At 64.2% G+C, this 18,764-nt stretch carries 20 protein-coding genes and 1 pseudogene; 14 read left to right on the plus strand and 7 right to left on the minus strand.

Going from position 1 to position 18,764, the window contains the following annotated elements:
* The first annotated feature begins 10 nt into the window (after positions 1 to 10).
* Together EST26_RS07945 and EST26_RS07950 are read left to right on the plus strand one after the other, a co-directional pair.
* Positions 11 to 328 carry a c-type cytochrome gene (locus EST26_RS07945; protein ID WP_291066823.1) on the plus strand — a complete coding sequence of 106 codons (318 nt, stop codon included), beginning with the start codon at positions 11 to 13 and terminating at the stop codon, positions 326 to 328.
* Positions 329 to 338: 10 nt separating this feature from the next.
* Positions 339 to 1,619: an NAD(P)/FAD-dependent oxidoreductase gene (locus tag EST26_RS07950; protein ID WP_291066825.1), complete on the plus strand. Its 1,281-nt coding sequence runs from the start codon at positions 339 to 341 to the stop codon at positions 1,617 to 1,619.
* A 13-nt stretch (positions 1,620 to 1,632) separates the two neighbouring features.
* Here the strand turns inward: EST26_RS07950 and EST26_RS07955 are convergent.
* A pseudogene (locus tag EST26_RS07955) lies at positions 1,633 to 1,846 on the minus strand (IS3 family transposase); the annotation flags it as partial.
* A gap of 251 nt (positions 1,847 to 2,097) precedes the next feature.
* On the opposite strand from EST26_RS07955, the gene soxY reads away from it, so the two are divergent.
* From soxY to EST26_RS07970, 3 genes are all read left to right on the plus strand, one after another.
* Positions 2,098 to 2,553 (plus strand): thiosulfate oxidation carrier protein SoxY, encoded by a 456-nt coding sequence (gene soxY / locus EST26_RS07960; protein WP_291066827.1) that lies wholly within the window; start codon positions 2,098 to 2,100, stop codon positions 2,551 to 2,553.
* 64 nt (positions 2,554 to 2,617) lie between these two features.
* A complete protein-coding gene (soxZ, locus tag EST26_RS07965) occupies positions 2,618 to 2,929 on the plus strand; it encodes a thiosulfate oxidation carrier complex protein SoxZ (protein ID WP_291066829.1) in 312 nt (103 codons plus the stop codon).
* Between the two features lie 68 nt (positions 2,930 to 2,997).
* Positions 2,998 to 3,333 (plus strand): hypothetical protein, encoded by a 336-nt coding sequence (locus tag EST26_RS07970; RefSeq protein ID WP_291066831.1) that lies wholly within the window; start codon positions 2,998 to 3,000, stop codon positions 3,331 to 3,333.
* A 194-nt stretch (positions 3,334 to 3,527) separates the two neighbouring features.
* Here EST26_RS07970 and tldD read toward each other — a convergent pair whose 3' ends face one another.
* Both tldD and rodA read right to left on the minus strand, forming a co-directional pair.
* Entirely contained in the window at positions 3,528 to 4,988 is a 1,461-nt protein-coding gene (gene tldD / locus EST26_RS07975) for a metalloprotease TldD (RefSeq protein ID WP_291066832.1), read from the minus strand.
* Between the two features lie 45 nt (positions 4,989 to 5,033).
* Complete coding sequence (gene rodA, locus EST26_RS07980; protein ID WP_291066877.1) at positions 5,034 to 6,188, minus strand: rod shape-determining protein RodA; 1,155 nt, start codon at positions 6,186 to 6,188, stop codon at positions 5,034 to 5,036.
* A 90-nt stretch (positions 6,189 to 6,278) separates the two neighbouring features.
* On the opposite strand from rodA, the gene EST26_RS07985 reads away from it, so the two are divergent.
* From EST26_RS07985 to EST26_RS08010, 6 genes are all read left to right on the plus strand, one after another.
* Positions 6,279 to 8,378, plus strand: a complete 2,100-nt coding sequence (locus EST26_RS07985) for a ribonuclease catalytic domain-containing protein (protein ID WP_291066834.1) — start codon at positions 6,279 to 6,281, stop codon at positions 8,376 to 8,378.
* A gap of 16 nt (positions 8,379 to 8,394) precedes the next feature.
* Entirely contained in the window at positions 8,395 to 9,252 is an 858-nt protein-coding gene (locus EST26_RS07990; protein WP_291066879.1) for an energy transducer TonB, read from the plus strand.
* 17 nt (positions 9,253 to 9,269) lie between these two features.
* Entirely contained in the window at positions 9,270 to 10,046 is a 777-nt protein-coding gene (locus EST26_RS07995) for a transglycosylase domain-containing protein (protein ID WP_291066881.1), read from the plus strand.
* A 24-nt stretch (positions 10,047 to 10,070) separates the two neighbouring features.
* On the plus strand, positions 10,071 to 10,619 hold the full coding sequence (ruvC, locus tag EST26_RS08000) for a crossover junction endodeoxyribonuclease RuvC (RefSeq protein WP_291066836.1): 549 nt from the start codon (positions 10,071 to 10,073) through the stop codon (positions 10,617 to 10,619).
* A gap of 432 nt (positions 10,620 to 11,051) precedes the next feature.
* Positions 11,052 to 11,924 (plus strand): SAM-dependent methyltransferase, encoded by an 873-nt coding sequence (locus EST26_RS08005; protein WP_291066838.1) that lies wholly within the window; start codon positions 11,052 to 11,054, stop codon positions 11,922 to 11,924.
* 196 nt (positions 11,925 to 12,120) lie between these two features.
* Complete coding sequence (locus EST26_RS08010; protein ID WP_291066839.1) at positions 12,121 to 12,375, plus strand: hypothetical protein; 255 nt, start codon at positions 12,121 to 12,123, stop codon at positions 12,373 to 12,375.
* Positions 12,376 to 12,396: 21 nt separating this feature from the next.
* Here the strand turns inward: EST26_RS08010 and EST26_RS08015 are convergent, their stop codons facing one another.
* Entirely contained in the window at positions 12,397 to 13,227 is an 831-nt protein-coding gene (locus tag EST26_RS08015; protein WP_291066841.1) for an ABC transporter permease, read from the minus strand.
* On the minus strand, positions 13,224 to 14,159 hold the full coding sequence (locus EST26_RS08020) for an ATP-binding cassette domain-containing protein (RefSeq protein ID WP_291066843.1): 936 nt from the start codon (positions 14,157 to 14,159) through the stop codon (positions 13,224 to 13,226). The genes EST26_RS08015 and EST26_RS08020 overlap by 4 nt, the downstream gene beginning before the upstream one ends.
* A gap of 93 nt (positions 14,160 to 14,252) precedes the next feature.
* Here EST26_RS08020 and EST26_RS08025 point away from each other — a divergent pair, with 93 nt between their 5' ends.
* The 3 genes from EST26_RS08025 to asd all read left to right on the plus strand — a co-directional run bounded on the left by EST26_RS08025 (position 14,253) and on the right by asd (position 16,194).
* On the plus strand, positions 14,253 to 14,972 hold the full coding sequence (locus EST26_RS08025; RefSeq protein ID WP_291066844.1) for a hypothetical protein: 720 nt from the start codon (positions 14,253 to 14,255) through the stop codon (positions 14,970 to 14,972).
* Positions 14,962 to 15,219 carry a hypothetical protein gene (locus EST26_RS08030; protein ID WP_291066846.1) on the plus strand — a complete coding sequence of 86 codons (258 nt, stop codon included), beginning with the start codon at positions 14,962 to 14,964 and terminating at the stop codon, positions 15,217 to 15,219. Before EST26_RS08025 ends, EST26_RS08030 begins: the two co-directional genes overlap by 11 nt.
* A gap of 111 nt (positions 15,220 to 15,330) precedes the next feature.
* Positions 15,331 to 16,194, plus strand: coding sequence for an archaetidylserine decarboxylase (asd, locus tag EST26_RS08035; protein WP_291066848.1), 864 nt, complete (start codon positions 15,331 to 15,333; stop codon positions 16,192 to 16,194).
* 574 nt (positions 16,195 to 16,768) lie between these two features.
* Here the strand turns inward: asd and EST26_RS08040 are convergent.
* Both EST26_RS08040 and lolA read right to left on the minus strand, forming a co-directional pair.
* Positions 16,769 to 18,082 carry a replication-associated recombination protein A gene (locus tag EST26_RS08040; protein ID WP_291066850.1) on the minus strand — a complete coding sequence of 438 codons (1,314 nt, stop codon included), beginning with the start codon at positions 18,080 to 18,082 and terminating at the stop codon, positions 16,769 to 16,771.
* The gene (lolA, locus tag EST26_RS08045; RefSeq protein ID WP_291066852.1) at positions 18,079 to 18,717 is read right to left on the minus strand and encodes an outer membrane lipoprotein chaperone LolA; all 639 of its coding nucleotides are present in this window, start codon (positions 18,715 to 18,717) and stop codon (positions 18,079 to 18,081) included. Before lolA ends, EST26_RS08040 begins: the two co-directional genes overlap by 4 nt.
* Positions 18,718 to 18,764 lie beyond the last annotated feature (47 nt).

The following is an 18,764-nucleotide window of genomic DNA, read 5'->3' on the forward strand; positions in this document are numbered from 1 at the left end:
GGAGGTGACGATGGTGAAATCGACCAAGCGGCTGATGGCAGCCGCGTTGTGTGTCGCAGCCGCTGGGGCGCACGCCCAGAGCACCCCGATAGACCCGCTGCAAGTGCGGGTCTGGGCGGCGTCTTGTGCAGCCTGTCATGGCACGGCAGGCCGCGCCCAGCCTGGCATGGCATCGCTGGCCGGCAGAAGTGCGGCAGAGCTGACCCGTCTGATGATGGACTTCAAAGCCGACCGCAAACCCGCCACCGTCATGCACCAACTCGCCAAGGGTTTTTCGGACGAACAGATCCAGCAGATCTCGGCTTATTTTGCCGCCCAACCGAAATAAGAAAGCCGCCATGAAAAGACGTCAATTTGTACATGCCGCTACAGCGACTTCTGCCATTGCCGGTCTGGGCTTGCTCGGCGGTTGCGCCACCCCTGGGCCCGGTGCGCCCAAAGTGGTCGTGGTCGGTGCCGGCTATGGTGGTGCCACGGCGGCCAAATACCTGCGCTTGTTTTCCAACCAGGGCATAGACGTGACCCTGGTCGAACCCAACGCCAGCTTCATTTCTTGCCCGATCTCCAATCTGGTGCTGGGTGGCCACAAAAACATGGCTTTCATCACCCACTCCTACGAGAACCTGCAACGCCGCCACGGCGTCAAGTTGGTGCGCGATAGCGTGACCCGGATCGACGCCGAGCAGCGCCGCGTCCGCCTGGCTGGCGGTGGCGAACTGCCTTACGACCGCCTGATTCTCTCTCCTGGCATCGACTTCATGTGGGAAACCCTGCCCGGCATGGCCAGCCAGGCTGCCAAAGACAAGGTGTTGCACGCCTGGAAGGCCGGCCCGCAAACGGCGGCGCTGCGCCAACAACTGCAAGCCATGCCGGATGGCGGCGTCTACGCCCTTTCGATTCCCATGGTTCCGTATCGCTGCCCGCCCGGCCCTTACGAGCGCGCCTGTATGGTGGCCAGCTATTTCAAGCAAGCCAAACCCCGCAGCAAGGTCATCATTTTCGACGCCAACGACGACGTCACCTCCAAACGCGGTCTGTTCCTCAGGGCCTGGGCCGATCACTACAAAGACATCATCGAATACCGGCCCAAGCACCGCGTCATCGACGTCGATGCCGCCACCAACACGCTGCAGTTCGAATTCAATGACCCCTTCACCGCCAGCGTGGCCAATGTGGTTCCCAGCCAGCGCGCTGGCGCCATCGCCGTCCAGTCCGGACTGGCCACCGCCAACCAGCGCTGGTGCGAGGTCGATTTCCTGAGCTTCGAATCCAAGGCTGCGAAGCATATCCACGTGCTGGGCGACGCGATTCAGATCGCACCAGGCATGCCCAAATCGGGCCACATGGCGAACCAGCACGCCAAGGTCTGCGCGGCGGCGGTGCTGTCCTTGTTGCAAGGCAAAGAGCCCCCGAGTCTGCCGCTTTACGCCAACACCTGCTACAGCTTTGTGACGGCCGAGGAGGCGATTCACGTCGCCAGCGTGCACCGTTTTGACGCCGCACAAAGAACCATGCTCACCGTGCCGGGCTCAGGCGGCGTCTCAAGCGCCGCCAATGAACTCGAAGCCTTCTACGCCATCGGTTGGGCGCGCAACATCTGGGCCGATTCTCTGGGTTGACCTTGAACATTGCCTATTTGTCAAGTTCCGCCTGTTTATAGACGCGCTGGATGAAGAGTTCCGGTTTTTTCTCGCGCCAGGACTTGAGGGCATCGACCGGTGAAAGATGTCCAAGCGAGCGCTGCGGGATGTGGTGGTTGTACGTAAACATGTAGTTGTTCAAAGTCGCATCGAGGCCGAGCGGCCGATGCGAACCGGGTTTACTGGACAAGCTCACTGATGCGGCCCCTGCTGGGGCTCAATGACAGAAAATCCAAAGACACAAACAGCCAACTTGACCGTCAGACCAGCACGGTCTGACTCAAGCCAGCAGGCCTCCTCGAATCCCGGTGCGGGTCAGTTTACACATTCCAGCGCGACCATGGCAGCACCCGTCAAACGCCGCGCCACCGATCCGGGCTTGCCGGACAATTGAATTAATGCCGCTGCAACGAATCTATAAACTACGTCCAGTCTCTTCTCATTGCCGGAACACGATATGAACCCATCACGCCGCGTTGCACTCAAAGCCAGCGGGGCCTTTGCTGTGCTGGTTTCGTTGGGCATCGCCACCCCAAGTCAGGCCCAGAGCGCCATGAACCGCGCCGGTTTTCAAGCAAAAACCCTCAGCGATGCCCTGCGTGCCCTGGGAAGCACCCCCGCCACCAGCGATCAGGTCAGCGTCGTCTCGCCCGACGTTGCGGAAAACGGTGCCGTGGTACCGGTGAGCGCGATCAGCAGGCTGCTCAACACCACAGAGATTTATTTTCTGGTCGAGAAGAATCCGCTGCCGCTGGCGGCCGCCTTCTTCTTACCTGCCGGCACCGCAGCCGACGTTCAAACGCGACTGAAAATGAGCGAGAGCAGCAACGTGGTGGTGGTGGTGCGTGCAGGTGGGCGGCTGTTTTCAGCCGTCAAGGCAACCCGGGTGACGCTGGGCGGCTGCGGTGGCTGAGTGCGGCTGCAAATCTCAGACCTTACGGCAAGCACACCTTCATTGAACTTTTCAGGAGTCCCTCATGGCTGATCCGATGCGCATTCGCGCCGCCCTTGCCGGTGAGGAAACCACCGTGCGCGTGTTGATGTCCCACCCCATGGAGACCGGGCTTCGCAGAGACGCGGCCGGGGCCCTCGTGCCGGCCCACTACATCAGGGATGTGCAGGCCACGCACAACGGCCGCACGGTGCTCAGGGCGGCATTCAGCACCGCGGTATCGCAAAACCCGTTCATCTTGTTCAAATTTCGCGGTGCGGCCAGGGGTGACAAGGTCAGCATCCGCTGGGTCGACAACCGCGGTGCAACCCGCACCGACGAGGCCACCATCACCTGAGCAGACGCCCTTGTGCCGGACGCGCCTTCCTTGTCGGCAGTTACACCCACCCCGAATACGCGGTCTCCATGGCCGCGACTTTCGCGCTGATGGGTGCAAACGCCATGCTGCTGCGCGGCACAGAGGGCGAACCGGTGGCCGATGCGCGCCGCATACCGCAGATGGAGCTGTTTCGTGGCGGACAACGAATTGCCACCCAGGCGGCACAAAGCGGCCCCTTGTCCGATCTGCCTGCGCTGCCCAGAACGGTCGATGCCGCGCGCACCGCAGATGACATCCGAATCGTGCTGACGGGGGCGTTGCCGCTTGCAGCGCCGATTGCGTTGCAGGTCGAACTCATCCGGCGTGGAATTTCCCACCTGCAAGCACGGGTACGAGAGGCCAGTGCCCAGGCCAGCGCCTGACGGTCTACCCCGGCGCAGGTGCCGCTGCGCAATAAGGGCTATCAAGCCGGCGCCGCCCGGGTGGCTGCCTCGGGACAGCGCAAACTTGGCCCATGCGCTGAAACCGGCATTGAACAGCACAGCGCCAGCAGGTATCGAGTGGACGCTGCGCCGGTTGCGCTGGCGCGCCCAGGCGCAACCCAAGGGTCTGGCGCTCAGGCGGTGCCGCCGACCGTCAGGCCGTCGATGCGCAGCGTCGGCTGGCCCACGCCGACCGGAACACTCTGGCCTTCTTTTCCGCAAACGCCCACGCCGCTGTCGAGCCGCATGTCGTTGCCTATCATACAGACGCGGGTCAGTGTGTCCGGGCCGCTGCCGACCAGGGTGGCCCCCTTGACCGGGTACTGAATGCGACCGTTTTCAACCCAGTACGCCAGGCTGGCAGAGAAGACGAATTTGCCGCTGGTGATGTCGACTTGACCGCCACCGAAGTGGGTGGCGTACAAGCCGCGCTCGATGCTGGCGATGATTTCCTCCGGTGCCCGGTCGCCGCTCAGCATATAGGTGTTGGTCATGCGCGGCATCGGCACGTGCGCGTAGCTCTCGCGCCGCGCGTTGCCGGTCGGCGAGACGCCGAGCAGGCGCGCATTTTGTGCGTCTTGCAAATAGCCGCGCAAAATACCGTCTTCGATCAGCACGTTTTTTTGCGTCGGACAACCTTCGTCGTCGATGTTGAGCGAGCCGCGCCGATCGGGCAAGGTGCCGTCGTCGAGAACGGTCACGCCCTTGGCCGCCACGCGCTGGCCGATGCGCCCGGCAAAGGCGCTCGATCCCTTGCGGTTGAAATCGCCCTCGAGTCCGTGCCCCACCGCTTCGTGCAGCAGCACACCGGGCCAACCTGGCCCCAGCACCACCACCATTTCACCGGCCGGCGCGGGCCGGGCATCCAGATTGGTCAGCGCCGCAGATACCGCCTCGTCGACATAGGACTGCAGCATGGCGGCGTCAAAGTACGCCAGACCAAAGCGGCCGCCGCCGCCCGAGCTGCCCACTTCGCGGCGGCCGTTGTACTCGGCAATCACGCTGACCGACAAGCGAACCAGCGGCCGCACGTCGGCCGCCAGGGTGCCGTCGGCGCGCGCCACCAGCACCACGTCGTGCTCACTGGCCAAGCCGGCCATGACCTGCACCACGCGCGGGTCTTTGGCCTTGGCCAGCCGCTCGACTTGTTCGAGCAGTGCCACCTTGGCGCTGCTGTCTAGCGTGCCGATCGGGTCCAGGCCGGGGTAGAGCGAGCGCGACCGGGCCACTTTGCTGCGCGGCAGTCGCACCTGGCCCGACTGCCCCTGCGCGCTGATCGAGCGCACGGTGTGGGCGGCGTCGAGCAGCGCACTCCAGGACAAGTCGTCCGAGTAGGCAAAAGCGGTTTTCTCACCGCTGACGGCGCGCACCCCCACGCCTTGATCGATGCTGAAGCTGCCGGTCTTGACGATGCCCTCTTCCAGGCTCCAGCCTTCGCTGCGGGTGGACTGGAAATACAGGTCGGCGTCGTGCGCGCCGTGCGCCATGATCTCGCTCAGCGCGCGGCGCAGCTTGGCGATGTTCAGGCCATAGGGTTCGAGCAGCAGGCTCTGGGCGCTGGCCAGTCGGGCCAAGGTGGGTTCGCGTGCAATCATGCCGCACATTGTAGGCAGACCGGGCGCTGGCCGCTGGCCGCGCGCTCAGGACGGCATCAGCCGCCGGGCTCTGGCAATCGACAGCAACATGCCCAGCCCCACGCCCAGTGTGACCATGGCGGTGCCGCCGTAGCTGATAAAGGGCAGCGGCAGACCCACCACCGGCAAGATGCCACTGACCATGCCGATATTGACGAACACATGCACGAAAATACTCAGCGACAAGGCTGCGGCGAGCAAGCGGGCAAACAGCGTCGGCGCCTCCAGCGCGATTTGCAAGCCGCGCACGATGAGAAAAAGGAAACCACCGAACAGAATCAACACGCCGACAAGACCGAATTCTTCGGCAAAGGCGGCGTAGACAAAGTCGGTGGTGCGCTCGGGAATGAATTCCAGGTGGGTCTGGGTGCCCTGCATGAAACCCTTGCCCCAGATGCCGCCCGAGCCGATGGCGATCGTGCTCTGGATGACGTGAAAACCCTGGCCGAGCGGGTCTTCCAGCGGGTCGAGCAAGGTACAGACCCGGCGGCGCTGGTATTCGTGCAGCACCTGCCAGTCAACCCCGGGCGCGCACCACTGCGGCTCCATCACGATCAGCGCAACCACGCCAAGCGCCGCCAGCAGCAACGGTGGCAGGATGAATTTCCAGCTCAGGCCGGCGAAGAAAATTACAAACAAGCCAGTCGCCAGCACCAGCAAGGCGGTGCCCAGATCGGGCTGGTTGATGATGAGTGCGGTCGGCAGCGCCAGCACCAGCAGCGCGACGACGAAGTCAAGCGGCATCAAACGCCCTTCGCGGCGGTGAAACCACCAGGCCAGCATCAGCGGCATGGCGATTTTCAGCAGCTCGCTGGGCTGAATGACGACGCCCAGATCGATCCAGCGCTGCGAGCCCTTGCGCTCGATGCCAAACAGCTCGACCCCGAGCAGCAGCAATACCCCGGCGACGTAGATGGGCAGCGCCAGCGCCATCAGCCGCTGCGGCGGGATCTGCGCCACCAGCAGCAGCACCAGCAGCGCAATCAGCATGTTGCGGCCGTGCTGGGAAAAACGCGCGCCGTGGTCAAAACCCACCGAATACATGGTCAGCAAACCCAGGCCGGCCAGCAGTGCCATGGCCAGCAGCAGCGGCGCGTCAAAACCCCGGAAAACCGGGGCGATACGCTGGCGCAAGGGGAGCTTGTTGAGGACGAGGGGCACGGTCATGGATTATCCGAGATTGTCCCGGATTGCCCGCCTGTGCTACTGGCGGGCGCGCCGGCGGGGCGCATGCATGGGACAATTCCGCCCATGCACATCTTGTTCGACGAAGCCGGCAAACTGCTGACCGGACGCTTGCTGTCCGAAACAGACCATTCACTCCAGGTGGAATTGGACTCGGGCAAGCGCTTGAAAGTAAAAACCACCAACGCCTTGCTGCGTTTCGATAAACCCGCGCCGGCCCAGCTCATGGCTGCCGCGAGCGCGCTGGCGGCAGCCATGGAGCTGGAGCTGGCGTACGAGTTTGCGCCGCCAGACGAGTTTGGTTTTGTCGATCTGGCGCATGAATACTTCAGCCGCCCGGCCGACGCCGAACACCAGGTGGCCGCGCTGCTGTGCATGCACGGTGCGCCGCACTACTTTCGCCGCGCCGGCAAAGGCCGCTTCAAGAAGGCGCCGGCCGACATTCTGGCGCAGGCGCTGGCGGCCATAGAGAAAAAGCGCGTCCTGCAAGAGCAAATCGACGCCTGGGCCGCCGAGTTGCTCAGCGGGCAGTGTCCGGCGCCGGTGCGCGATCAGCTCTACAAAATCCTGTTCCAGCCGGACAAAAACGCACCCGCGTACAAGGCCGTGGTGCATGCCGCGCGCCACAGCCACAGCGCGCCGCTGGCCCTGCTGCAAAACGCCGGCGCGATTGAAAGCGCCTACCAGTTCCACTGGCAGCGTTTTCTGCACGAGCAGTTTCCCAAGGGAGCGGGTTTTGCGTCCGTTCCAGTGCCGCTGCCAGGCAACGGCGAGGAGCTGCCGCTGGCAGCGGTGCAGGCGTTTTCCATCGACGACTCGCACACCACCGAGATCGACGACGCGCTCTCGCTGCAAGGCCTGGGCACGGGCACGGTGACGCTGGGCATACACATTGCCGCCCCCGCTTTGGGCATCAGCCCGAACGGCGCGCTCGACCAGATAGCGCGCGCGCGCCTGTCCACGGTCTACATGCCAGGCCACAAAATCACCATGCTGCCCGACGCCGTGGTGCAAGCCTACACACTGGAGGCCGGACGCGATTGCCCGGCCGTCTCACTCTACCTGACGTTTGACGAGGGCACGCTGGCGCTGCAAGATAGCCGCACCGCCGTCGAGCGGGTGCCGATAGCACACAACCTGCGCCACGACCAACTCGACACCGTCATCACCCCAGACTGGCTGCTCGGCCAAGTCAGCGCCAGCACGGCAGCGCCTGATGTTGCCACGCTGCAACCCACGCTGGCCTTCATCCACCGGCTGGCGCTGCAACTCAAAGCCGAGCGCGAGCTGCAGCGCGGCAAACCCGAAACCTTTACCCGCCCGGACTACAACTTCCGCCTTGAAGGCCTCAGTGGCCACGCACCCACCGGAGACGAAACCGTCGTCATCAGCACCCGCCAGCGCGGCGCGCCGCTGGACTTGATGGTGGCCGAGACCATGATTCTGGCCAACAGCCACTGGGGCCAGTGGCTGGCCGAGTGCGGCGTGCCCGGCATCTACCGCAGCCAGGCCAGTCTGGCGCCCGGCGTCAAGGTGCGCATGGGCAGCAAAGCGCTGCCGCACGCCGGCCTGGGCGTCAAAAGCTACGCCTGGAGCAGCTCGCCGCTGCGCCGCTACGTCGATCTGGTCAACCAGTGGCAAATCATTGCCTGCGCACGCCACGGCAAAGCGGCTGCGTTGGCCGCACCATTCAAACCCAAAGACGTCAACCTGTTTGCGGTCATCAGCGCATTTGACGCCGCCTACACCGCTTACCACGCGTTCCAGTCCGGCATGGAGCGCTACTGGACGCTGCAGTACCTGCGGCAAAACGGCATTACCGAACTGAGCGCCACCTTGATCAAGGACAATCTGGTGCGCGCCGATACGCTGCCGCTGGTGCTGCCGGTGCTGGGCGCAGAAGGCCTGCCGCGCGGTGCGCACCTGCGGGTGCGGCTGGGCCAGATCGACCTCATGACGCTGGAGCTCAACGCCAGCGTGCAAGAGCGGCTAGACCTGCCGCTGGCCGAGCTGCCCGACAACGGCGATGCGGCCGACGAAGACGGCGACGATGCCTTGCTGGCGGCGCCGCTGGCGCTGGCCATCGACGTCAACGAGAACGAGGGCGAAGACCCGGCGGCGGCCCCAACCCAGCAGCCCGCCCTGAGCCCCACGGCCGAACCCTGAGGCTGGCGTGAAAACCCTGCTGTCTGGACTCGGCAAGCTCAGTGCCCTGCACCTGGCGCTGGGCCTGTCGCTGGCGGTGCACGCTGCGCTGCTGACGGTGCGCTTTATCGACCCGCAAAGTTTTGACCGCGTGTTCAAGGATACGCCGCTGGAGGTGATTTTGGTCAACGCCGCCAGCGAGCAAGCGCCCGAACAGGCGCAGGCGATTGCCCAGGTCGCGCTGGCCGGCGGCGGCGCGGCCGACCGCGGCCGCGCCAGCTCACCGCTGCCACCGGCGGCGCAGGCACGCCTGGGTGAGTCAGCGCAGGAAGACCAGCAGCGCATAGACGCGCTCAAAGAACAGCAACACCAGTTATTGGTGCAGGTCAGGCAACAACTGGCCATGCTGGCGCTGCCCGAGCTGCCCGCCGAGCGCCAAAACCCGCAAGCCAGCGAGCGCGAACAGCAGCGCTTGGCGCTGGTGAACATGCTGGCCGCGATCGAGCAGCGCATCCAGGAAGAAAACCAGCGCCCCAGAAAACGCTTCATCAGCCCGGCCACACGCGAGGCGGTGTACGCCATCTACCATGACGAACTGCGCCGCCGTATCGAGGACCACGGCACGCGCAACTTTCCAAGCGCCGGTGGACGCAAACTCCACGGTGAACTCACCATGTTGATCACGGTCAACCACACGGGTGAGGTGCTGCACACCGAAGTGGTGCAGGCGTCGGACATTCCCCTGCTGGACCGGCGCGCGCAGGCAATCGTGCACAGCCTGCGCTTTGATCGGTTCACGCCAGCCATGCGCCGCCAGGCCGATCAACTGGTGGTGGTGTCGCGCTTTCGCTTCACGCGCGACGAAACCCTGCAAGCTCAACTCTCCAACCCATGACCGAAACCCGCCCCCGCCTGAAATCGCTTGGCCGTTGGCTGATGTGGCTGTTGCTGGCCGGGGTGGCGCTGCAACTCTTTTTTGTGCTGCGCATTGCGCTGCTGCTTGTGCTGGACCCGCACAGCACGGCTTTCATGCGATCGGAAGCCTGGCGGCTGGCCAGCCAAAGCCTGGTTGGTACAGAAAACTGGCGCTGGTCGCACCAGTGGGTAGACGCCGAGCAAATCAGCCCCAACCTCAAGCGAGCCGTGATTGCCTCTGAAGACGCCGGCTTCATCGAACACGCAGGCGTCGACTGGGAGGCCATCGAAGCGGCCTGGGAGAAAAACGAACACCGCCAGCAACTGGCCGAACAACGCGCCGAGCGGCTGCAGCGCCAGCAGGCCCGAAACCCCAGCGCCAGCGCGGCGCCGCAGCGCCCGGTCAGAATCATCGGCGGATCGACCATCACGCAGCAACTGGCAAAAAACCTGCTGCTCTCGGGCGAGCGCACCCTGCTGCGCAAAGGCCAGGAGCTGGTGCTGGCGCTGGCGCTGGAGACCTTGCTCAGCAAAGACCGGATTCTGGAGCTCTACCTCAACAGCGTCGAATGGGGCGAAGGCGTGTTCGGCGCCGAAGCCGCCGCCCAGCGTTATTTCAGAAAATCGGCGCACCAACTCAGCGCGCATGAAGCGGCGCGGCTGGCAGTGATGCTGCCGCGGCCCAAGTTTTTCGAAACCCGCCAAAATTCGGCTTTTCTGGCGCGCCGCGCTGCCACCATCGTCGCGCGCATGGGCGACGTCAGCCTGCCCTGACCAAAACCCCCCACATCCCCCCACATGCGCATCCTCGGCATAGACCCGGGCCTGCAGTGCACCGGATTTGGCGTCATTGACGCCGACGGCGCCAGCCTGCGCTACGTCGCCAGCGGCACCATCCGAACGCGGCCAAGCGACGGCGCCTTGCTGCCGGCGCGCCTGAAGCTGCTGTTTGACGGCATCGGCGAGGTGGTGCAACGCTACCAGCCCGAGGCCTCGGCCTGCGAGATCGTGTTTGTCAACATCAACCCGCAAGCCACGCTGCTGCTGGGTCAGGCACGCGGCGCCTGCCTGACCGCGCTGGTGGCCAACCAACTGCCCGTGGCCGAATACACCGCGCTGCAACTCAAGAAAGCGGTGGTCGGCTACGGCCGGGCCAGCAAGCCCCAGGTGCAGGAAATGGTCAAACGCCTTCTGCTGCTGCCCGGCCTACCCGGCCCGGACGCCGCCGATGCGCTCGGGCTGGCGATCACGCACGCCCAGGTCAGCCGCACGCTGCAAGCCATTGGCCAAGTCGGCAACTTGCAAGCGCGCACCCACGCGGCTTACAAGGGCGGGCGCAGCTATTGAATCTGGCACCGGCAGATGAGCGCTTGATTGTGCGCACAAGGGTTTGATATGCAAAAGTTTTTTGACATTCAGGTCGATCACCTTGCTGGTGCGAGCGCTGCACGCCCGGACACCGTATGAAGTACGGCTCAGGGCGCTGGTTTTCTCTTTACGGATCACTTCTTAAGCCCTTCGACAGGCTCAGGGCGAACGGTTCAGGGGCTCAGGGTGAACACTTGACACTTCAGTAATCTCCACTGCCGTCTCGATGGAATCTCCACTGCCGTCTCGATGAAATCTCCACTGCCGTCTCGATGGAATCTCCACTGCCGTTCGGGCTGAGCCTGTCGAAGCCCAGCCCGAACGCGCCGCCCTTCGCCAAGCCGGCCCTGAGCCGGTTGAAGGGCCGGCCGAAGGGGGAATTCATCTGACCGGGCCCCCTATCATCGGCGCATGTCCAAATCCGCCCCCCCTGCCCCGGCAGTCACATTGCAACACCATCTGCCCGACTTGCGCGCCGGGCAGTCCGTCGAGTTGCTCAAAGAGCTGCACATTCTGACCCGTGACGGCCGTATCAACCAAGATTCGCGGCGCAAGCTCAAGCAAGTCAACCACCTGCTGCAATTCATCGAGCCGCTGCTGGCCGAGGTGCTGGCGGCTCAGGCTGAGGTGACGCTGGCCGACCATGGCGCCGGCAAGTCTTATCTGGGCTTCATGCTGTACGACTTGTTTTTCAAGGACAAACCGGCTGGCGCGGTGCTGGGGGTGGAGTCGCGCGCCGAATTGGTGCAACACTCCCGTGCGCTGGCGCAGCGTCTGGGGTTTACCCGCATGAGTTTTCTGGCCGGCACGGTGCAACAGGCGCTGACGCACCCGCAACTGCCTGCGCGCATAGACGTGGTGACTGCCCTGCACGCCTGCGACACTGCCACCGACGACGCCATTGCTTTCGGGCTGGCGCGCCAGGCACGCTTCATGGTGCTGGTGCCCTGTTGTCAGGCCGAGGTGGCGGGCGTGCTGCGTCAACACAAGGCCTTGAATCTGCGCCGCACGCCGCTGGCAGAACTCTGGCGCCACCCCTTGCACACGCGCGAGTTGGGCAGCCAGATCACCAATGTGTTGCGCTGCCTGCTGTTGCAGGCGCAGGGCTACAGCGTCACCGTGACCGAGCTGGTGGGTTGGGAGCATTCAATGAAAAACGAGCTGATTCTGGCGCGCCGCGTGCAACCCGATCAGCCCGATCAGCGCGCGCAGGCACGCACACGCTTGCAACAGTTGCTGCAAACCTTCGATCTGCAAGCGCTCGGGCCGCGCTTTGCGGCCTGATGGCTGCTGCGGCACGGACCCGCGCCGGCGCAGCGCAGAACTGGCCGGCCAAGACCCGGCATTTCTGCGTTTGTCTGGCTATTTCCTACACGTGGAATGGATGGCTGCCGACTCAACAATCTGCTTGCGCTTGAATACAGTTGCAGACATGAACAAACGCCTTGTTTGCCCGCCCTGCATCGAACCGGAACACGCCATGAAACACAGCCCAAGCCCTGTCAACCCTTTTGTTCTCATGCTTGACCCCGAGGCCGTGCTGCGGGTGATCGAAAACAGCAGCAAACTGAACAGCCTGCGCCAGCACATCTGCCGCCCGCTCGACAAGCCACTGATTCCCAAGACGCACGGGGTGGCACAGGCTTTCGATGCCACCCTGGACAGCCAAGACTTCATGGACAGCGGCAGCAATCCTTATCTGCGGGCGCAGCCCGCGCTGCAAGCCTTGCACTGAGGACGCAGCGCGGATATTGCTTCAGCGCGCAAAGCGCTTGCGCGTGAGCGCCAGCGCCAGCCAGAACGCCGCCACGCCGTAGCCCAGCAGCGCCCCGCCATGCAGCCAGGCCTGTGCTGGCCACTGGTTCAGAAACAGCGGGCGCACCAGTTCAACCGCGTGCGTCAGCGGCAGCCAGTCTGAAACGTCTTGCACCAAGTCCGGCAACTGCTCACGCGGGAAAAACACCCCAGACAAAAACATCATCGGCGTCAGAAACAGCGTGAAGTAATAGGTGAAAAAGTCATAACCCTTGGCCAGCGCATTGAATACCAGGGCCAGACAGGAAAACACAATGCCCACGCCCAGCAGCACCGGCAAAGCCAGCAACAGCTTGGGGGCGTGGCTGATGCCCAGCGCCAGCATCACCAGCAAAATCGCGCTGACTGCAAACAAGGCTTTGAAGGCAGCCCACAGCATCTCGGCCAGCAGCACGTCGTCCAGGCTGACCGGGGCGTTCAAAATACCGTCCCAGGTCTTTTGCACGTGCATGCGTGAAAAAGCCGAATACAGCGCCTCGAAGCTGGCCGCGTTCATGGCGCTCAGGCAGATGCTGCCGCTGGCCAGAAACAAAATATAGGGCAGCAGCACCTGCCCCTGCGGCGTGCTCAGCTCAACCTGGCCGACCAGCATGCCCATGCCGTAACCAAACGCCACCAACCACATCAGCGGCTCGGCAATATTGCCCACCAAGCTGGGCACGGCCAGCTTGCGCCAGACCAGCAGGTTGCGCAAGAAAACCGGCCACCAACGCATCGACAAGCGCGGCGCGGCCCAGGGTGAAGCTTGGCGTGGCGTTGCGGTAGGCGTCATGAGTCAACCCGTATCTGGCGTCCGGTCAGTTTCAAAAAGAGGTCTTCCAGGTTGGCCGGTCGGTGCAAGGTGCGCAAGGCCGCGTGCTCTGCCAGCGCGGCCAGCAGCGGACGCGCCTGTGCGGTGTAAAAAAACACCGTCTCACCGCTGACCTCGACGCGTGCGGCCAAAGCGCGCAACGCGGCATGCTGCGGCGCGCGCGCCAGCGTCAGCGCACCGCCGCCGTAGACCTCGACCACGTCGGGCTCCAGGTGCTGGGCGATCAGCTCGCGCGGCCTGCCTTCGGCAATTTTGCGGCCGTGGTCCAGCACCAGCAAGCGCGAACACAGGCGCTCGGCCTCGTCCATGAAATGGGTGGTGAGCAAAATGCTCTTGCCCTGTTGCAGCAAGCGCTGCAGCCGCTCCCACAGCAGGTGGCGCGCCTGCGGGTCCAGCCCAGTGGTGGGCTCATCGAGCAACAGCAGCCGCGGGTCGTTGACCAGCGCGCGCGCCAGCGACAAGCGCCGCTTCATGCCGCCCGAGAGCTCACCTGGCTTGGCATCGGCACGATGCGCCAGCGCGGCAAACTCCAGCAACGGGGCAATGCGCGGGCGCATCTGCGCTGCCGTCAGCCCGAAATAACGGCCGTAGACCAGCAGGTTTTCAGCGCAGGAAAAATCCGGGTCCAAGGTGTCGAGCTGGCTGACCACGCCCAGTTGCGCCTTGATCGCCAGCGCATCGCGCGGCATCTGCAGTCCAAAGGCCGAAATGTGTCCGCTGTCGGGAACGGTCAGCCCCAGGCACAGGCGAATGGTGGTGGTCTTGCCCGCGCCGTTGGGGCCAATGACGCCCAGACATTCGCCGGGCTCGATCACAAAACTCAGGTCATCCACCACGGTGGCAGCGCCGTAGCGCTTGACGAGGTGCTGGCAGTCGAACAGTGCTTTGGTCACGGCTGGGAATTGTGCGGCTAAAGGCTGCGATTATGCTTGCGTTACGATGCACAATGATGTAAATTGACACACCACTCATCCCGGGAGGAAAAAATGATCAGGACTTGCATTGTCGCACTCGCATTCGGCTCCAGTTTGCTGTTGGTCGCCTGTGGCGGCGGCGGCGGTGGCACTGGCGGTGCAGCGCTCACCGCGTCAACTCCTCTGACGGCTGCCAACTACAGCGACATCTCGCGCAACGTGGTCAATCCGCTGATCCACAGCGGCATCGTTTATTCATTCATTCCCTTGCAGACGGCCAGCAGCGCCGCCAGCCCTGCGCCATCCGGCGTACACGCGCTGGCCACGGGTCGGGTGGCGGACATGGCCCGCTTTGCCATTGACCGTTTGAAGCAGCGGCAAACGCCGCTGGAACGGCCCATGTCTATTTACACCGAGGTGGTTGATTGTCCGATTAGCGGCACATTAGAAACCACCCTTAACGACGCCGACAACAACCAGGCACCGTCCAGTGGTGACTCGATGACCGTGCATGCAGAGGCATGTGTGCTTGAAGCCGGCCTTGCGCCGGTCAGCGGACGTCTGCGCTTTGATTTGGAACACATCAGCTTTGTTGCAAATCGATTGGACGAATGGGACGCTGTCACGCTGAAGTTGACGTTCGACAACTTCAGCAGCGCTGGCGAGGTAGGGGCTGGTTCAGTCCGAATGGTGGCCGACACCGGCAGCATTACCCTTGACTACGATCGCCTGCTGGTCAGCTCCGCGGTCGGCACCATGACGCTCGACTACACCCACCGTGATGCGGCATGATGTTTCGCCCCGCACCGCAACCTTCAGCGGCCACATCGCCCTCGACGACAGTTGGTACGGCGTGAACACCCCGCAACCCTTGCAGATGGGCGCGTTCTACCCCGTGGCAGGCGTCTTGCAGCTTAGCGACGGGCACGGCAGCCGGGTTGACGTCCACATGGGTCAGGTCGGCTTCACTCTGACCCTGTATTTGCCGGGTGACGATGAAGCCGATGCCGAATCCGAAGAGTTCCCCTGGACCGATTGACGGCGGCGCACGGGATTGGACAGCCGCTGACGGCGGCTGCCGTCTGAGCCGTGCGCGGTGTGGGCGGCAAAGTGCGGATAATCAGGCCCTTTCGCCCCAGGATTGCCCGCCGTGTCCAGCACTTTGCACCTTGCCCTCCAGCACCTGCTGCCCAAGCGCGCCCTGACCGAACTCGCCGGACGCCTGGCCGCTGCCCAGGGCGGGCGCTTGACGCAGGCTGTCTTGCGCTGGTTTGTGCGCCGCTACCAGGTCAACATGAGCGAAGCGGCCAATCCCGATTTGCGCAGCTACGCCAGTTTCAACGACTTTTTCAGCCGCGCGCTGCGCCCAGGCGCTCGGGCGCTGGCGCCGGCCGACTGGGTTTGCCCGGTCGACGGCGCCATCAGCCAATGTGGCCCGATCGAGCGCGACCAGATTTTCCAGGCCAAAGGCCACCGCTACAGCACGCAAGCGCTGCTGGGCGGCGACGCGGCGCTGGCAGCACAGTTCGACGACGGCGTGTTTGCCACCATTTACCTCAGCCCGCGCGACTACCACCGCATCCACATGCCGGCGCGCGCACGGCTGCGGCGCATGCTGCACGTGCCGGGCGAGCTGTTTTCTGTCAACCCGGCGACGGCGCGCGGCGTGCCGGGGCTGTTTGCGCGCAACGAGCGCGTGGTCTGCGTGTTCGATCTGCCGCTGCCAGCCGGCGGCCAGACCCGCCCTTTTGCGCTGGTGCTGGTGGGCGCAACGGTGGTCGGCAGCATGGCCACCGTCTGGCACGGCGTGGTCAACCCGCCGCGCCCGGGCCACCTGCGCCAGTGGCATTACGACGAACCGGCGATCACGCTGGAGCAAGGCGCGGAAATGGGGCGCTTTTTGCTCGGCTCGACCGTGGTGCTGCTGTGGCCCAAAGGCTGTATGGCTTTGCACCCCGACTGGGCTGCAGGTCGCAGCGTGCGCATGGGCGAGGCCATGGGCCGCCTGATGTGACGGCTTTCACAAGCGCGCGGCGGTTGCGCGCGCGCCGCTTCGGGTGGATTAAACCTAAATCCGGCAGTTCAGGCTATCGAATCCGGCTGAAAGCTATTGATCCGGCCCGCAGAAGTCTGTCGAAAAACGATCGCATGATGAAGCCCGCGGGCATTGTTGAAACACCCAGACCCCCGTTCGGGCTGAGCCTGTATTTCCGACTGGCCTGAGCTTGTCGAAGGAAGCCCTTCGACAAGCTCAGGGCGAACGGGGATCGGCGGCACGTCGGTGCCGGTGCTGCGTTGCGGCCCTTCGACAGGCTTCCTTCGACAAGCTCAGGACAGGCCCTTCGACAGGCTCAGGGCGAACGGTTTGCAGGGCGAACGGTTTGCAGGGCGAACGGTTTGCAGGGAATTGCTATCGTCCCAAAACCGGCTTTCACCCTTGCTGAATCCGAAAAGCTCCATCATTGACGCGGGACATAATCACACGGAACTCGACAGGCGTTTTTGGATGCGGGCTCGTGAACCTGAATCAGGTACTTGGCCGCGCAATTCCCGCTGGAGCCGCCCTGGGTCGCGTCCAACGGCCGGGTTCAGGTTGAATTTTTCTGCTGGTTGCGCCTTTTCAGCTCGCGCAGGCGCTCGGCAATACGAATCTCCAGCCCGCGCTCGACCGGACGGTAAAAACCCGGCTCGGCCATGCCGACGGGCAAATAGCGCTCACCGGCGGCAAAGCCATCTTGCTCATCGTGCGCGTAGCGGTAGCCTTTGCCGCAGTCCAGCGCCTTCATGAGATCAGTCGGTGCGTTGCGCAGGTGCTTGGGAACCGCTCGCGTGCCGTCTTTCTTGACCCAGGCGCGCGCCTCATTGAAAGCCTGGTAGGCCGCATTCGACTTCGGCGCCACAGCCAGGTACAGCACACACTGGGCCAGCGCCAGTTCGCCTTCGGGGCTGCCCAGGCGTTCGTACACCTCGGCCGCATCCAGCGCCAGGCGCAGCGCGCGCGGGTCGGCCAGGCCAATGTCTTCGCTGGCGGTGCGGATCAGGCGCCGCGCCAGGTAGCGCGGATCGGCCCCGCCGTCCAACATGCGCGCAAACCAGTACAGCGCGGCGTCCGGGTCGGAGCCGCGCAGGCTTTTGTGCAGCGCGCTGATGGTGTCGTAGAACTGATCGCCGCCCTTGTCGTAGCGCCGCATCCGCTCACCCAATACCTGCTGCACCCAGGCTGCGCTGACGCTGGTGCGCTGCTCTTGGCGGGCGGCCAGCGTCAGCGTCTCCAGTGTGTTGAGCAGCCGCCGCGCGTCGCCGTCGGCGTGGGCGATCAAGAGCGCGAGCGCTTCGGGCTCGATGTGCGGCACGGCGGCCTGGGCCTGCGCTTTGTCGACGATCTGGCGCAGGTCGTCTTCAGACAAAGGCAGCAGCACGTAGACGGTGGCGCGCGAGAGCAAGGCTGAATTGACCTCGAACGACGGGTTTTCGGTCGTGGCGCCGATGAAGGTGAACAGGCCGGATTCGACGTGTGGCAAAAACGCATCTTGCTGGCTTTTGTTGAAGCGGTGCACCTCGTCGACGAACACCAGGGTGCGCCGGGCCGGCAAGCCGTCGCGCGCGGCCAGCGCCTGCTCGACCGCCTCGCGAATGTCTTTCATGCCGCCAAGCACCGCGCTGATGCTGATGAACTGGGCGTCAAAGGCGTGGGCCATCAGGCGTGCGATGGTGGTTTTGCCCACGCCGGGCGGGCCCCAGAGGATGCAACTGTGCGGCTGGCCCGATTCAAATGACAGGCGCAGCGCCGTGCCCGGGCCCAGCACCTGCTGCTGGCCGACCACCTCGGCCAACGTGTGCGGGCGCAGGCGCTCGGCCAGCGGCTCGTGCCTGGCAGCGGCCTGGCGCACGGCGGAACTCAAGGGCGAATCACGCTCACGCCGGGCGGTGGCTGAAAGCGAAAGTGCTCGGCTTTGAGTGCCGTCGTTTCCTGCCAGGGACCAAAGCTCAGCACCGAGCGCTGACCCAGGCTGTCGGCGATTTCCAGCACGGCGAGTTGGCCCTGACGAAAACCGATGCGCACGCTTTGCAACTGTCCGTCTTGCAGCTTGGGACGCGCCAGCAGCCATTGCAGACCGTCTTGCGCCGGTGCCGCCTGCAGGTAAAACAGATCAGACAAAGTGCGTATATCGGTGCCGGCGGCGATCAGCGCCGCCGGCGTGCTGCCCAGCACGTCTTGCTGGCGGCGCGCCGTCACCTGATCCAGATCGACGTCGTGCAACCACAGCGTTTGCCCGTCGGCCACGATGATCTGCTCGAACGGCCGGCTGTATTCGAAGCGAAACCGGTTCGGGCGCAAGAATTCAAAGCTTCCGCTCGATGTTCTGCTGCGCGCGGCAGTGTCGCCGGCGCGGCGCGGCAGGGTCACGACCTGGGTGAAGCTGGCCTGCCCGCTGTGCACCTCACGCAAAAAGCGCTCCAAATCCTGCAGACCGTCGGCGCGCGCCGCAGCGGCGCTGAGCGCCAGTGCGGCGCAAACAAGAAGAAATTTGATCATGGCCCATGCTGGTCTGTGACTAAAAACGAAACCCGTCTGCGGTTGAC

The organism is Hydrogenophaga sp. (assembly GCF_014773545.1).
Classification (GTDB): Bacteria; Pseudomonadota; Gammaproteobacteria; order Burkholderiales; family Burkholderiaceae_C; genus Hydrogenophaga.